At 60.4% G+C, this 12955-nt stretch carries 12 protein-coding genes and 1 riboswitch; of the genes, 7 read left to right on the top strand and 5 right to left on the bottom strand.

All coding sequences use genetic code 11. The features are described 5' to 3' along the window. Positions 1-7: 7 nt before the first annotated feature. The 3 genes from PMI22_RS10275 to PMI22_RS10285 all read right to left on the bottom strand — a co-directional run bounded on the left by PMI22_RS10275 (position 8) and on the right by PMI22_RS10285 (position 2429). Positions 8-820 (bottom strand): aldo/keto reductase, encoded by an 813-nt coding sequence (locus PMI22_RS10275; RefSeq protein ID WP_007946995.1) that lies wholly within the window; start codon positions 818-820, stop codon positions 8-10. Beyond that, entirely contained in the window at positions 817-1992 is a 1176-nt protein-coding gene (locus tag PMI22_RS10280; protein ID WP_007946994.1) for an NAD(P)/FAD-dependent oxidoreductase, read from the bottom strand. Before PMI22_RS10280 ends, PMI22_RS10275 begins: the two co-directional genes overlap by 4 nt. Positions 1993-2096: 104 nt before the next feature. After that, entirely contained in the window at positions 2097-2429 is a 333-nt protein-coding gene (locus PMI22_RS10285; RefSeq protein ID WP_007946993.1) for a DMT family transporter, read from the bottom strand. A gap of 104 nt (positions 2430-2533) precedes the next feature. Here PMI22_RS10285 and PMI22_RS10290 point away from each other — a divergent pair, with 104 nt between their 5' ends. Both PMI22_RS10290 and waaA read left to right on the top strand, forming a co-directional pair. Beyond that, positions 2534-3430, top strand: coding sequence for a LysR family transcriptional regulator (locus PMI22_RS10290; RefSeq protein WP_007946992.1), 897 nt, complete (start codon positions 2534-2536; stop codon positions 3428-3430). A gap of 11 nt (positions 3431-3441) precedes the next feature. After that, positions 3442-4719, top strand: a complete 1278-nt coding sequence (waaA, locus tag PMI22_RS10295) for a lipid IV(A) 3-deoxy-D-manno-octulosonic acid transferase (protein WP_007946991.1) — start codon at positions 3442-3444, stop codon at positions 4717-4719. A 46-nt stretch (positions 4720-4765) separates the two neighbouring features. Here waaA and PMI22_RS10300 read toward each other — a convergent pair whose 3' ends face one another. Continuing rightward, complete coding sequence (locus tag PMI22_RS10300; RefSeq protein ID WP_007946990.1) at positions 4766-6205, bottom strand: TolC family outer membrane protein; 1440 nt, start codon at positions 6203-6205, stop codon at positions 4766-4768. 193 nt (positions 6206-6398) lie between these two features. Further along, positions 6399-6504, top strand: a riboswitch (TPP riboswitch). A 168-nt stretch (positions 6505-6672) separates the two neighbouring features. Between PMI22_RS10300 and thiC the strand changes: the two genes are divergently transcribed. After that, entirely contained in the window at positions 6673-8562 is a 1890-nt protein-coding gene (thiC, locus tag PMI22_RS10305; RefSeq protein ID WP_007946989.1) for a phosphomethylpyrimidine synthase ThiC, read from the top strand. Between the two features lie 104 nt (positions 8563-8666). Beyond that, on the top strand, positions 8667-9959 hold the full coding sequence (gene cytX, locus PMI22_RS10310; protein WP_007946988.1) for a putative hydroxymethylpyrimidine transporter CytX: 1293 nt from the start codon (positions 8667-8669) through the stop codon (positions 9957-9959). Here the strand turns inward: cytX and PMI22_RS10315 are convergent. Then, positions 9928-10674: an RsiV family protein gene (locus PMI22_RS10315; protein ID WP_007946987.1), complete on the bottom strand. Its 747-nt coding sequence runs from the start codon at positions 10672-10674 to the stop codon at positions 9928-9930. The two genes, cytX and PMI22_RS10315, sit on opposite strands and share 32 nt — an antisense overlap. A gap of 224 nt (positions 10675-10898) precedes the next feature. On the opposite strand from PMI22_RS10315, the gene PMI22_RS10320 reads away from it, so the two are divergent. The 3 genes from PMI22_RS10320 to cpdA all read left to right on the top strand — a co-directional run bounded on the left by PMI22_RS10320 (position 10899) and on the right by cpdA (position 12877). Beyond that, on the top strand, positions 10899-11516 hold the full coding sequence (locus PMI22_RS10320) for an NUDIX domain-containing protein (RefSeq protein ID WP_007946986.1): 618 nt from the start codon (positions 10899-10901) through the stop codon (positions 11514-11516). Beyond that, positions 11507-11959 (top strand): DUF1249 domain-containing protein, encoded by a 453-nt coding sequence (locus PMI22_RS10325; RefSeq protein WP_007946985.1) that lies wholly within the window; start codon positions 11507-11509, stop codon positions 11957-11959. The genes PMI22_RS10320 and PMI22_RS10325 overlap by 10 nt, the downstream gene beginning before the upstream one ends. A 102-nt stretch (positions 11960-12061) precedes the next feature. Then, the gene (gene cpdA, locus PMI22_RS10330; RefSeq protein ID WP_007946984.1) at positions 12062-12877 is read left to right on the top strand and encodes a 3',5'-cyclic-AMP phosphodiesterase; all 816 of its coding nucleotides are present in this window, start codon (positions 12062-12064) and stop codon (positions 12875-12877) included. Positions 12878-12955 lie beyond the last annotated feature (78 nt).

Below are 12955 nucleotides of genomic sequence, written 5' to 3'. Positions count from 1 at the left end.
GGCGGCATCAGTTTCTACGCAGGACCTGGGCAACGGTCGCAACGTTATGGGCGAGGTGCAGCGGATTGATGGTGCCGACAATAGCACTGGCAACACCGGGATGTTCAAACAACAACTCGAAGCTGGCGCGCACCGGGTCCACGCCTGGCCCCAGGCATACATGACCGCTGGCGAGGGCTTTTTTGATCAGGATGGCTTTGCCGTGAGCAGCAGCATAGTCAATGACAGGCTTCTCGTTCTGCTCGTTCAGATTGTAGGTGACCATCGCGCAATCACCTTGCTCCAGCGCCTTCAAACCGCCCTCGACGGTTTTGCCGGAAAAACCGAAGCCGCGAATCTTGCCTTCGGCCTTGAGCTCGGCGAGGGTCGCGTAGACCTCGCTGTCATTGAGGATTGCCAGATCGTTGCCGTCGGAGTGCACCAGCACCAGGTCGATAAAGTCGGTTTCCAGGCGTTGCAGGCTGCGCTCCACCGACAGTCGAGTGTGGGCGGCGCTGAAGTCATGGCTCGACTGGCCGTCGGTAAACTCTTCGCCGACCTTGCTGACAATCACCCAGTCTAGACGCTGGCCTCGCAGTAAGGGGCCGAGGCGTTCTTCACTGCGGCCATAAGCCGGAGCAGTGTCGATCAGGTTGATACCCATGTCGCGGGCGAGTTTGAGCAGTCGGCGGGCATCGTCGTCGTCGGGAATCTGGAAGCCGTCGGGATACTTCACGCCCTGGTCGCGGCCGAGTTTTACCGTGCCCAGGCCCAGCGGAGAAACCAGCAGGCCGGTGCTGCCCAGCGGGCGGTGCAGATCGTGCAGGGTCGGTTGGCTCATGGCAGCAGTTGATCCCAGGCGGGCACGCCCATCGGTGGTTTTGGCAGCGGTGGCAGCGGCGTGGTCTGGCCTGGCTGGATGCCGTCACGCGCCAGGTTCGCGATGACCCGGTCGGCGAAGTCTGGCGCAAGCGCCAGTTTGGTGGGCCAGCCGACCAACAGCCGACCCTGCTCGGCAACAAAGGCGTTGTCGGGGCGGATAAGCCCCGATTGCAGCGGCTCGGCGCGGTCCACGCGCAAGGTGGCCCATTGCGTGGTGCTCAGGTCGATCCAGGGCAGCAACTGTCCGACTTCTTGCTTGGCGGTGGCGATTTGCTCGGCGGGCTCTCGGGCAACGCCGTCGGCTTCGGCGATATCGCCCCCCATGTACCAGACCCACTGGCCATCGGCCGCCGGGTGAGTGGTCACGGTCAGGCGCGGTTTGGTGCCACCGCCCAGGCAATGGGCGTACATCGGTTTGAGGCCCGGGCCTTTGGCGATGATCATGTGCAACGGCCGGCGCTGCATGGCGGGCTGACTCAGCCCCAGCGCTTCGAGCAATGCCGCCGTACCGGCACCGGCGCTCAGGACTATGCGCTGGGCACGAATCTCGCGTTCGTCGACCTTGAGACCGAGCAGAACGTTGCCTTCCAGCAACGGTTCAATTTTCTGTCCGGCGAGCAGGCCATCACCGGCCAGATCGGCCAGGCGCTGGATCAGACTTGGCACATCGACCACCAGTTCTGCCAGGCGATAGACCTTGCCCTTGAAGCGTTTGTCTTGCAGGGCCGGTGGCAGTTGCTCGCCCTTGACCTGATCGACACGGCCGCGAACGGCCTTGCTGGCGAAGAAGCTGGTGAGGTTGCCGGCGAGCGTGCCGGGGGACCAGAGGTAGTGGGCTTCGGACAGCAGGCGTACGCCAGACAGGTCCAGCTCACCATCACCCGCCAGTGCTTCACGCCAGCGGCGCGGCATGTCGGCAATGGCTTCCGACGCCCCGGTGAGAGCGCCATGCAACGCGTACTTGGCGCCACCGTGAATGATGCCCTGGGACTTCACACTTTGCCCGCCGCCGAGGCTGGCGCTTTCCACCAGCACGGTCGAATACCCCTGGCGGCGCAGACGCGCATTCAGCCAGAGGCCGGCGACACCAGCGCCGACAATCAGAACGTCGGTGGAAATAGGGGATGGCATGGCGGCGACCTCAGTGTTCAAAGCGAAGCTGCAAGTTTCAAGCTTCAAGCTTCAAGCTGCAAGCAAGAGCCGGAGAATATCCCTCTTGCAGCTTGCAGCTGCTCTTAGTGGCCTGCAGTTTTGGAGAACAACTGGATGACGACAACGCCCAGCACAATCAACGCCATCCCCAGCATCGCCGGCACATCCAGTTTCTGCCCGTAGATAAACAGTGCCGCGACGCTGACCATCACGATGCCCATGCCAGCCCACACCGCATAAGCAACGCCCACCGGAACGCTGCGCACCACCAGGGTCAGCATCCAAAAGGCAATGCTGTAACCGACAATCACCAGAACCAATGGCAGGGGCGTGCTGAAGCCTTTGACGGCTTTCATCGAAACGGTCGCGATCACTTCGGCGCAGATGGCGATGGCCAGGTAGTAGTAAGCGGTCATGGGGGCATCCTCTGGGTGAAGTGTTGCTTTCTGAGATCGGCATTTTAGAGACTCTTCAGATGCGGTAAAGTCATTACCTATCTGTTCTGAAGATGGGTTGGTCTATGCAATGGAATCTTGAGCAACTGCGACTGTTTGTCAGCGTAGCGGAGCAGCGTTCTTTTTCTGCCGTGGCGCGTAATCAGCGCAAGGCGCAGTCGGCGGTCAGCAGTTCGATTGCACTGTTGGAAGAAGATTTGGGCGTGAGCCTGTTCGACCGCAGCAGTGGCCGTCAGCCGAAACTCACCGAGGCCGGCAATGCCTTGCTGGAAGAAGCGCGTGAAGTGTTGCGTCAGTGCGAGCGCCTCAATGGCCGCGCGCTGGCCATGATGCGTGGCCAGGAAGCACGTCTGCGCGTGGCGCAGGATGAGGCCATGCCCTATCAGCCCATCATCGAAAGCTTCGAAGCCCTGGCGGAAAAATTTCCCAGCCTCGAAGTGCAACTGACCAGCGCTGCCCAAGGCGATGTGGCGCGCAAACTGGTGGAGCGCCGGGCCGATCTCGGGTTGCTGTTTTATCACGACCAGATCCCCGAAGCCCTTGAGCGACGAGTGCTGGGCAGCGTCGAGATGGTCACAGTCTGCGGCGTCGGCCATCCACTGGCGAAACAGGCTCAAGTCGATTGCCAGGGTCTGGCGCAGCATCGACAACTGTTGATGTCCACACAGTCTAGTGTCTATCCCGGCAGCGAACCGGCCAGCCCGCAAGTCTGGCGCGCGGACAGTTTCTACGTGATGGCCGAATGGCTGGTGCGCGGCCTCGGTTGGGCCTGGTTGCCACGGCATGTAGTGCAATACCCGGCGTATCAGGGCCTGATGGTTGAGTTGAGCAGCGAATGGACCCCGCCGGCGCTGGTGGTGGAACTGGTATGGCGTCGTGATGAACCGCTGGGCCCGGCTGCTCGCTGGTTGGCGGAACGTTTTGCCGTGCACTTGCAGGCGATCGGCGAGAAAAGTCGATAAACTCCGCCGCCATGAATAGAACTCTCTATACCGCGCTGTTTTACCTGGGGCTGCCACTGGTAGCGATTCGGCTGTGGCTGCGGGCGCGTAAGGCGCCGGCGTACGCCAAGCGTATTGGCGAGCGTTTCTCCCTTGGACTGCCGGTGATGAAGCCGGGCGGTATCTGGGTGCACGCGGTGTCGGTGGGCGAAAGCATTGCCGCGGCGCCGATGATTCGTGCCTTGCTGCAACGTTATCCACAGTTACCGATAACCGTGACCTGCATGACCCCGACCGGCTCCGAGCGCATCCTGGCCTTGTTCGCCAACGAGCCGCGCATCCAGCACTGCTATTTGCCCTACGATTTGCCCTGCGCCGCTGCGCGCTTCCTTGATCGGGTCCGGCCAACGCTGGCGGTGATCATGGAAACCGAACTCTGGCCCAACCACATCCACCAATGCGCCAAACGCGGTATTCCCGTGGCACTGGCCAACGCGCGACTGTCCGAACGCTCGGCCAAGGGCTATGGCCGCTTTCGCAAACTGACACAGCCGATGCTCGCCGAGATGAGCCTGTTTGCGGTACAGACAGAGGCTGAAGCCCGGCGCTTCCAGGAGTTGGGCGCGCGTCCTGACACCGTGGAGGTTACCGGCTCGATCAAGTTCGACCTCACCATCGACCCGCAATTGCTGCAACGTGCCGTCGAACTGCGCACTCAGTGGCAGGCGCTCCATCGGCCGGTGTGGATCGCCGCCAGTACCCATGAAGGCGAAGACGAAGTGGTCCTCGCGGCTCATCGCCAGTTGCTGGCCAATCATCCCGATGCGTTGCTGATTCTGGTGCCGCGCCATCCGGAGCGTTTCAACGCAGTGTTCGAGCTGTGTCAGCAGCAGGGCTTTGCGACGCTGCGTCGTTCCACGGGCGAGCCGGTGACCTCGGCCACCTCGGTGCTGGTGGGGGACACCATGGGCGAATTGCTGTTTCTCTACGCCTTGGCCGACAGCGCTTTCGTGGGGGGCAGCCTGGTGCCGAACGGCGGGCATAACCTGCTGGAACCGGCCGCGCTGGCCAAGCCTGTCCTGAGCGGCCCGCACCTGTTCAACTTCCTCGAAATCGCCGCGCAATTGCGCAGCGCCGGGGCGTTGCAGGAAGTGGAGGATGCCGAAGGTCTGGCGCTGGCAGTGCAGCGGCTGTTCGAGTTGCCGCGCGATGCGCAGCGGATGGCAGAGGCGGGGCTTAAGGTGATGCGCACCAATCAAGGGGCGTTGCAGCGGTTGCTGGATGGGCTGGGGCGGTTGATCGATCGCTGATAAATGAGGTGAGAAAGTAATTCCCTCTCACCACATCGGTGACCTGTTACTGCGGAGGTCTTGCTTTCAATTGCTCTTCCGCTGCCTTCGCCAGACCCGGTGGCAGGAAGTCCTTGTCGGGGTTGTAGTCGGCCTTGAGGTAACGCTTCAGGTCTTCCAGATCACCCGGGCTTAAAGTGCCGGCCTGCTGTTTCAAGCGCAGGTTGTCCAGGATGTAGTCGTAGCGAGTGTTGTTATAGTCGCGTACCGAGGTGTACAGCGAACGCTGCGCATCCAGTACGTCGACGATATTGCGTGTCCCTACCTGATAACCGATTTCGGTCGCTTCCACCGCACTCTGGTTGGAGATGATCGACTGCTTGCGCGCCGAAACCTGATCTACATCAGTGTTCACCGCGCGGTGGAGATTGCGGGTGCTTTCCACGATTTGCCGACGCAGCGCTTCGCGTTGCTGCTCGGTCTGGTCCAGCTGGGCATACGACTGACGCACCTGGGAGGTGGTCAGGCCACCGCTGTAGATCGGGATGTTCAATTGCAGGCCCAGGGTCGTTTGCTCGACGTTGCCACTGTACGGTTGACCAAAGCCGTTCGGGTTGCTGAAACCCAGTGCGTCGTTGTCACCTTTTTCGTATTTCGCCACAGCGTCGACCGTCGGTAAATGACCGGCCTTGCGCTGCTTGAGGGTTTGTTCTGCGGCACTGACCGCGTAGTTGCTGGCCAGCAAATTCAGGTTCTGTCTGGCCGCCGTATCGACCCAGGCTTTGGCGTCGTTCGGAGACGGGGGCAAGATCGGCAGGCTGTGGGTGACGCCCCATATCGAACTGTACTGACGGTTGGTCAGGGTGATCAGGGCTTCAAACGCATCATCGACCTGACGCTGCGCAACGATCCGGTTGGCGCGTGCGGTGTCGTAGCTGGCTTGTGAGTTGAGCACGTCGGTCTTGTCCGACAGGCCGACGTCGAAACGTTCATTGGACTGGTCGAGCTGGCGTTTGAAGGCCGCTTCTTCGGCCTTGGTCGACGCCAGGTTGTCCTGGGTGCGCAACACGTTGAAGTAATTTTCAGCAGTCTGCAGGATCAGGTTTTGCTCGGTGGCCGAGAGTTGCAGGGCGGCCTGTTCGTTGACGTCCTTGGCGGCCTGGAACTGGAACCAGCGATCGGCGCGGAACAGTGGCTGCGCCAAGGTGGCCTGATACGAATTTGCGCTGCGATTGGCGGTCGATGAAGGCTGATCGATAGAGGTGCGCACGTTGGCCAGTTCGGCACCGCCCGAAAGATTGGGCAGCAAGCCGGCACGGGCCTGGGGTACGACTTCTTTCTGTGCGCCGTATTGAGCAATGGCCGCCGCAAGGTCGGCATTGTTGGCCTTCGCTTCCTGGTAGACGCTCACCAGATCGTTTTTGTTTGATACGGGCGCTTCTGCTGCCCAGGCCATCCCATTGGACGCACAAGACACGGCAATAACCAGTGAAAGTTTGCGCAGCATAGGCGTTCCCTAGAATAAATATTACACAAATAATTTGAGCGCCAAGGCTAAGGCGCGGCGCGTACCACGTCAATGCGTGGCTTGGCGTAGCGAGTGTAGTTGCGCCAGAGGGCGTGAACAATCCGGAATGCGCCATTCATCATGGTGTTTGTAGCGGTATTGGCGTTCTCTGCCAGTTGTGTCTAGACTGGCCGGGTTCTTGTCGGGGTGCCTTGCTATGAGGCTGAGATCGAATAATTTCGGATCCCGTTGAACCTGATCAGGTTAGCGCCTGCGTAGGGAACAAGATTTCTCGTCACCCGGCGAGTCCTCTTGTGCTTCGTCCGGGATGTTGTTCGACAATCGAACACCCCTCGAGCACTGAGCACAGCACCAACGGCATTGTCATGGCTGATTGGCTGCGTCCATTCGTTACAGGTTCGCTCCGACAAAATCCCACTGCCTGGATGCTGTCTGGAGAGCCCGTGATGACGATAAAACCAAAAAACACGATGAACCTGAGTGATTCGGCCCAAGTCGATCAACAGTCGGTTCAACCGTTTACCCGCTCGCAAAAAATCTATGTCCAGGGCTCGCGTCCCGACATTCTCGTACCGATGCGCGAAATCAGCCTGGATGTCACCCCGACCGATTTCGGCGGCGAGATCAACGCGCCGGTGGTTGTGTACGACACCTCGGGCCCGTACACCGACCCCAATGTCATCATCGACGTGCGCAAAGGCCTGGCCGATGTGCGTTCAGCGTGGATCGAGTCCCGCGGCGACACCGAGCGCCTGCCGGGCTTGAGCTCGAACTTCGGCCAGGAGCGCCTCGCTGATGCCGAACTGACCAAACTGCGCTTCGCTCACGTCAATAACCCACGCCGCGCCAAGGCCGGGGCCAACGTCAGCCAGATGCACTACGCCCGCCAAGGCATCATCACCGCCGAGATGGAATACGTCGCCATCCGCGAAAACATGAAGCTGGAAGTGGCCCGCGCCGCCGGCCTGCTGGACCAGCAACACGCCGGCCACAGCTTCGGCGCCAGCGTGCCGAAAATCATCACCCCCGAATTCGTTCGTGACGAAATCGCCCGTGGCCGCGCAATTATTCCGGCCAACATCAACCACACCGAACTGGAACCGATGATCATCGGCCGTAACTTCCTGGTGAAGATCAACGGCAACATCGGCAACAGCGCGCTGGGTTCGTCCATCGAAGAAGAAGTGGCGAAGCTGACCTGGGGCATTCGCTGGGGTTCGGACACGGTCATGGACTTGTCCACCGGCAAACACATTCACGAAACCCGCGAGTGGATCATCCGTAACTCGCCGGTGCCGATCGGTACGGTGCCGATTTATCAGGCCCTGGAAAAAGTCGGTGGCGCTGCCGAAGACCTGACTTGGGAGCTGTTCCGCGACACGCTGATCGAACAGGCCGAGCAGGGCGTCGACTACTTCACCATCCATGCCGGCGTTCTGCTGCGCTACGTGCCGCTGACCGCCAAGCGCGTGACCGGTATCGTTTCCCGTGGCGGCTCGATCATGGCCAAGTGGTGCCTGGCGCACCACAAGGAAAACTTCCTCTATACCCATTTCGAAGACATCTGCGAAATCATGAAGGCCTACGACGTCAGCTTCTCGCTGGGCGATGGCCTGCGTCCGGGTTCGATTGCCGACGCCAACGACGCCGCACAATTCGGCGAGCTGGAAACCCTCGGCGAGCTGACCAAGATCGCCTGGAAACACGACGTGCAATGCATGATCGAAGGCCCCGGCCACGTGCCGATGCAGTTGATCAAAGAGAACATGGACAAGCAGCTGGAATGCTGTGACGAGGCACCGTTCTACACCCTTGGCCCGCTGACCACCGACATCGCGCCGGGTTACGACCACATCACCTCGGGGATCGGTGCGGCAATGATCGGCTGGTTCGGTTGCGCCATGCTGTGCTACGTGACGCCGAAGGAACACCTGGGCCTGCCGAACAAGGATGACGTGAAGACCGGGATCATCACCTACAAGATCGCCGCGCATGCCGCCGATCTGGCCAAAGGGCATCCGGGTGCGCAGATTCGCGATAATGCCTTGAGCAAGGCGCGGTTCGAATTCCGTTGGGAAGACCAGTTCAACCTCGGTCTGGATCCGGACACCGCCCGTTCGTATCACGATGAAACCCTGCCGAAGGACTCGGCCAAGGTCGCGCACTTCTGCTCCATGTGCGGTCCGAAATTCTGCTCGATGAAGATCACCCAGGAAGTCCGCGAATACGCGGCCAACCAGCGGATCGAAACCGTGGATGCCGAGGTTGCCCAAGGATTGGCGGAACAGGCTGAGCGGTTCAAGCAGGAAGGCAGTCAGCTTTACAAAAAGGTTTAAGCGGCAAGCGGCAAGCTGCAAGTTAGAAGCGCGCATAACGCCTGCTTCTCACTTGCAGCTTAAAGCTTGCGGCTTGTGGCTATCATCTCTATGAGTCAACACCCTTGAGCATTCAACCGAGTACGTATTCCCCCGACATCGCGGTACCGACCGATAAACGTGTGTTCGGCGGCCGCGATCTGTTTTCCCTGTGGTTCTCCCTCGGCATCGGCTTGATGGTGCTGCAGACCGGCGCACTGCTCGCGCCAGGCCTGGGCCTGTCCGGTTCGTTGCTGGCGATCTTTCTCGGCACCCTGGTCGGCGTTTTGCTGCTGGCCGCCGTCGGCGTGATTGGCAGCGACACCGGCCTGTCGTCGATGGCCGCGCTCAAACTCAGCCTCGGCAAACGAGGTGCGAGCTTGCCGGCCGTGTTGAACTTGCTGCAACTGATCGGTTGGGGTTCGTTCGAAATCATTGTCATGCGCGACGCCGCCAGCCTGTTGGGCGCGCGGGCCTTCAGCGAAGGCAGCCTGCTGTCGAATCCGCTGCTCTGGACCTTGTTCTTCGGCGCCCTTGCGACCTTGCTGGCCGTCAGCGGTCCGTTGACCTTCGTGCGGCAAATCCTGCGCAAGTGGGGCATCTGGCTGTTGCTGGCCGCGTGCATCTGGCTGACCTGGAACCTGTTCGCCAAAGCCGATCTGCCCGCCTTGTGGGCGCAGGCCGGTGATGGAACGATGCCGTTCGCCGTGGGTTTCGACATTGCCATCGCGATGCCGCTGTCGTGGCTGCCGCTGATTGCCGACTACTCGCGTTTCGGCAAGCGTGCGAAAAACGTCTTCGGCGGCACGGCCATCGGTTTCTTTATCGGCAATTTCTGGTTGATGAGCCTGGGCGTGGCCTACACCCTGGCGTTCGCGCCGAGCGGTGAAGTGAATGCCTTGCTGCTGGCGCTGGCCGGTGCCGGCCTTGGCATTCCGCTGCTGCTGATCCTGTTGGACGAGTCGGAAAACGCCTTCGCCGATATTCACTCGGCGGCCGTCTCCAGCGGGATTTTGTTGCGCTTGAAAGTCGAACATCTGGCGCTGGCCATCGGCGTGATCTGCACACTGATCGCGTGCCTGGCGCCACTGGCGCAGTACCAGAACTTTCTGCTGTTGATCGGTTCGGTGTTTGCGCCGCTGTTCGGCGTGGTGCTGGTGGATCACTTCATCTTGCGCAAACGCTCGGCTCTAGTGGCGTCAGCCGCCTTACGCTGGCCGGCGTTGCTCGCCTGGTTGGGCGGGGTGAGCACCTATCATATGCTGGCCAATCTGTATCCGGACATCGGCGCAACCCTGCCGTCGTTGATTCTGGCAGGGCTGCTGCAGTTGGTGCTGGGCCGGGCCTTCAGCTACGGCCGGGAAACAGCTCGGGCTTGAGGATGCCGTTCAGGCGAGGGTAGGGGATCTTCAGTTCGATATGGCCCAGCGCGTAAGGCGCAATGGTGCTGGTTTCGTACTTGAGGATCACCCCGCCGTAGGTCAGCGCCACGTTCTGGGTCTTCTGGAACGGCCAGCTCTTCACGAACTCCGGTTCCTGATCGAGCTTGGTGCTGATCAGCCAGCTGTTGTGCGCGACCTGTGCTGCCTTCCAGAAGGCTTCTTCCTGGCCTGGAATCAACATGTCCGACAGGGTCAGGACTTTGTGCTGCTGGCGTGAATAGTTGATAAAGCTGCGACCCGGTGTGCCATGAGCGCCGCCGGTGTCCAGGTAGCTGGAAAACTCGACGATCACCAAGCCGTCATGCTGCTCACGTACTTTGGCTTGCAGGTAACTGCTGGAGCGCGGAGCGGCCGTGCGCAAAAACTCGTCACGATAGGCCGTCAGTGTGGGTGCCGCTGGGGCGTCCGGTGACGTGCGGGTCAATTGCAGCAGGCGCTTTTCGACGATGGCGTCCAGCTGCGGTTCGGCGGGGAAGCGTATCGTATCGATGTTTACCAGCGGGCATTCCGATGTGGTGCACCCCGGTTTCAGGGTTTCGGTGGCGTCGCGAGTGGTTTCCAGCGGCGCCCGGTAGCTCGGCTGAAACAGGCTCTGGCAGGCGCCCAGCGTCAGGGCGATTGCGGCCACGGAGGCAATTTTAAAAAGCGACATGGGCGTCCTTTGCAAAAAAGGGAAAGGCAAAAAGTTATCCGCTTCGACTATCAACGAAGCAGTCAGTTCGCCACTAAGCTAATTAGAGTTGGTTTCGCCCTCACCGTCTATCCCGCTGACGGGAAAGGGGCTGCATCAAATGTCGCAGGCGCGTTAGGATGGCGCGAAGTCGAGGTTGAAAGTAAAAAAAGCCTCGTAACGGATTTGCAGTAAAGAGGATTTTCATGACTGATTTTGCCAACGCCATTCCGACCGCCGTTGATATCGTTCGGCGCGAAAAGTGCTACGAGGGCTTTTATAAGCTCGACCGTGTGCACTTGCGCCACGAACTGTTCGCCGGTGGAATGAGTCGCGAGATCAATCGTGAAGTGTTCGTTCGTCACGATGCGGTGTGCGTGCTGCCTTACGACCCGCAACGCGACGAAGTGGTGCTGATCGAGCAATTTCGTGTCGGTGCCATGGGCAAGACCGACAACCCTTGGCTGATCGAGCTGGTCGCTGGTCTGATCGACAAGGAAGAAGTGCCGGAAGAAGTTGCTCACCGCGAAGGGCAGGAGGAAGCTGGGCTTGTATTCGGGGCGCTCTGGCCGATGATCAAATATTTCCCGTCGCCGGGCGGCAGCAATGAATTTGTGCACCTGTTCCTGGGGCGTTGCGACACGAACGGGGTTGGCGGCCTGCATGGGCTGGAGGAAGAAGCTGAAGATATCCGCGTCACGGTCTGGGCGTTCGAAGATGCCCTGCAAGCCGTACGTGACGGACGAATTGCCAACGCGGCCAGCATCATTGCCTTGCAATGGTTAGCTTTAAACCGCGCTGAAGTGAGGGGGTTATGGTCGTAAACAAGCTGCGCGATCGTTATCGAGTGGACCTTGCCGGGCTGCAAGCTTCCTGCGAGGCGAACTACGCGCGCTTGATGCGACTGCTGCCAGACATGCGTGACGAGCCGGCGGCGCGGCGCATTGCCGTGACCCACGGCGAACAGATGCTCGGCGTGCTGGCGCTGGAAGTGTTGCAGGTCTGTCCGTACACCACGACCCTGCAAGTGCGCCAGGAGCACAGCCTGCCCTGGCTGCCGATACCGCAATTGGAAGTGCAGGTCTATCACGACGCCTGCATGGCCGAAGTCGTCAGCGCCGAACATGCACGGCGTTTTCGCAGCATCTATCCTTACCCGAATGCGTCGATGCACCAGCCGGACGAAAAGGCCCAGCTGAATATGTTTCTGGGGGAATGGCTGAGCCATTGTCTGGCCTGCGGGCATGAGTACGCCGTCGTTCGGTAGTAGTTGTGAACTGCGTCTGGCTCACGGATTTCCCCTTTTGAGCGTCCCCCAGCATAATTGCGGTACCCATCCACACCCGTGATTCAGCCCTGGGAGAACGCCTTGCCGAGCGTATCCACATTGACCACCGCCGATCCGGCGTTGCTGGTGCAACTCTCCGACAGCCATTTGTTCGCCGAAGCGGACGGAACGTTGCTGGGCATGAACACCCGGGACAGCCTGCAAAAAGTCATCGAGTTGGTGCAGCTTCAGCAACCGCATATCGACTTGGTCATCGCCAGCGGTGATTTGTCTCAGGACGGGACGCTGGAGTCTTATCAGCAGTTCCGCGAGCTCACCCATCAACTGGATGCGCCAGCGCGCTGGATTCCGGGCAATCACGATGAACCACAGATCATGGCCGAGGCGGCGGTGCAGAGCGCGTTGCTGGAGCCGGTGGTGGATGTGGCTAACTGGCGGGTCACGTTGCTCGATTCGGCCGTGCCGGGTTCGGTGCCGGGGTATTTGCAGGATGAGCAGTTGCAGTTGTTGGCTCGGTCGCTGAGTGAGGCGCCGGAGCGGCATCATCTGGTGTGTTTTCACCATCATCCGGTGTCGATTGGCTGTGCGTGGATGGAGCCGATCGGGTTGCGAAACCCTGAGGCGTTGTTTGCGGTGCTCGATCGTTTTCCGCAGGTGCGGGCTGTTTTATGGGGGCATGTGCATCAGGAGATTGATCAGCTGCGCAAGGGGGTGCGCCTGATTGCCTCGCCTTCGACCTGTATTCAGTTTGAGCCGGGCAGCGATGATTTCAAGGTCGGGGGGCAGGCTCCGGGGTATCGCTGGTTGCGGCTCCTGCCTGATGGCCAGCTCGAAACGGGTGTCGAGCGGGTCACCGGGTTCGATTTTCAGGTTGATTACGGTTCGAGCGGTTACTGACGGTTTTTTGGTCTTTACCTTGGCGGCCTGACAGCCGACCAGGTTCTTGCTTGTCGGGTACATATCCATTTCTGCGGT

Origin of the sequence: Pseudomonas sp. GM21, from assembly GCF_000282215.1 — a bacterium.
In the GTDB taxonomy this organism is placed as follows: Bacteria; Pseudomonadota; Gammaproteobacteria; order Pseudomonadales; family Pseudomonadaceae; genus Aquipseudomonas.
Note: the sequence above shows the minus strand (reverse complement) of the source record. Positions and strands in the feature narration are given on the sequence as shown.

Bases quoted from the DNA above. Each gene is read 5' to 3' on its own strand.
- PMI22_RS10275 (WP_007946995.1), bottom strand. From the start codon at position 820: ATGAGCCAACCGACCCTGCACGATCTGCACCGCCCGCTGGGCAGCACC.
- PMI22_RS10280 (WP_007946994.1), bottom strand. From the start codon at position 1,992: ATGCCATCCCCTATTTCCACCGACGTTCTGATTGTCGGCGCTGGTGTC.
- PMI22_RS10285 (WP_007946993.1), bottom strand. From the start codon at position 2,429: ATGACCGCTTACTACTACCTGGCCATCGCCATCTGCGCCGAAGTGATC.
- PMI22_RS10290 (WP_007946992.1), top strand. From the start codon at position 2,534: ATGCAATGGAATCTTGAGCAACTGCGACTGTTTGTCAGCGTAGCGGAG.
- waaA (WP_007946991.1), top strand. From the start codon at position 3,442: ATGAATAGAACTCTCTATACCGCGCTGTTTTACCTGGGGCTGCCACTG.
- PMI22_RS10300 (WP_007946990.1), bottom strand. From the start codon at position 6,205: ATGCTGCGCAAACTTTCACTGGTTATTGCCGTGTCTTGTGCGTCCAAT.
- thiC (WP_007946989.1), top strand. From the start codon at position 6,673: ATGACGATAAAACCAAAAAACACGATGAACCTGAGTGATTCGGCCCAA.
- PMI22_RS10315 (WP_007946987.1), bottom strand. From the start codon at position 10,674: ATGTCGCTTTTTAAAATTGCCTCCGTGGCCGCAATCGCCCTGACGCTG.
- PMI22_RS10320 (WP_007946986.1), top strand. From the start codon at position 10,899: ATGACTGATTTTGCCAACGCCATTCCGACCGCCGTTGATATCGTTCGG.
- PMI22_RS10325 (WP_007946985.1), top strand. From the start codon at position 11,507: ATGGTCGTAAACAAGCTGCGCGATCGTTATCGAGTGGACCTTGCCGGG.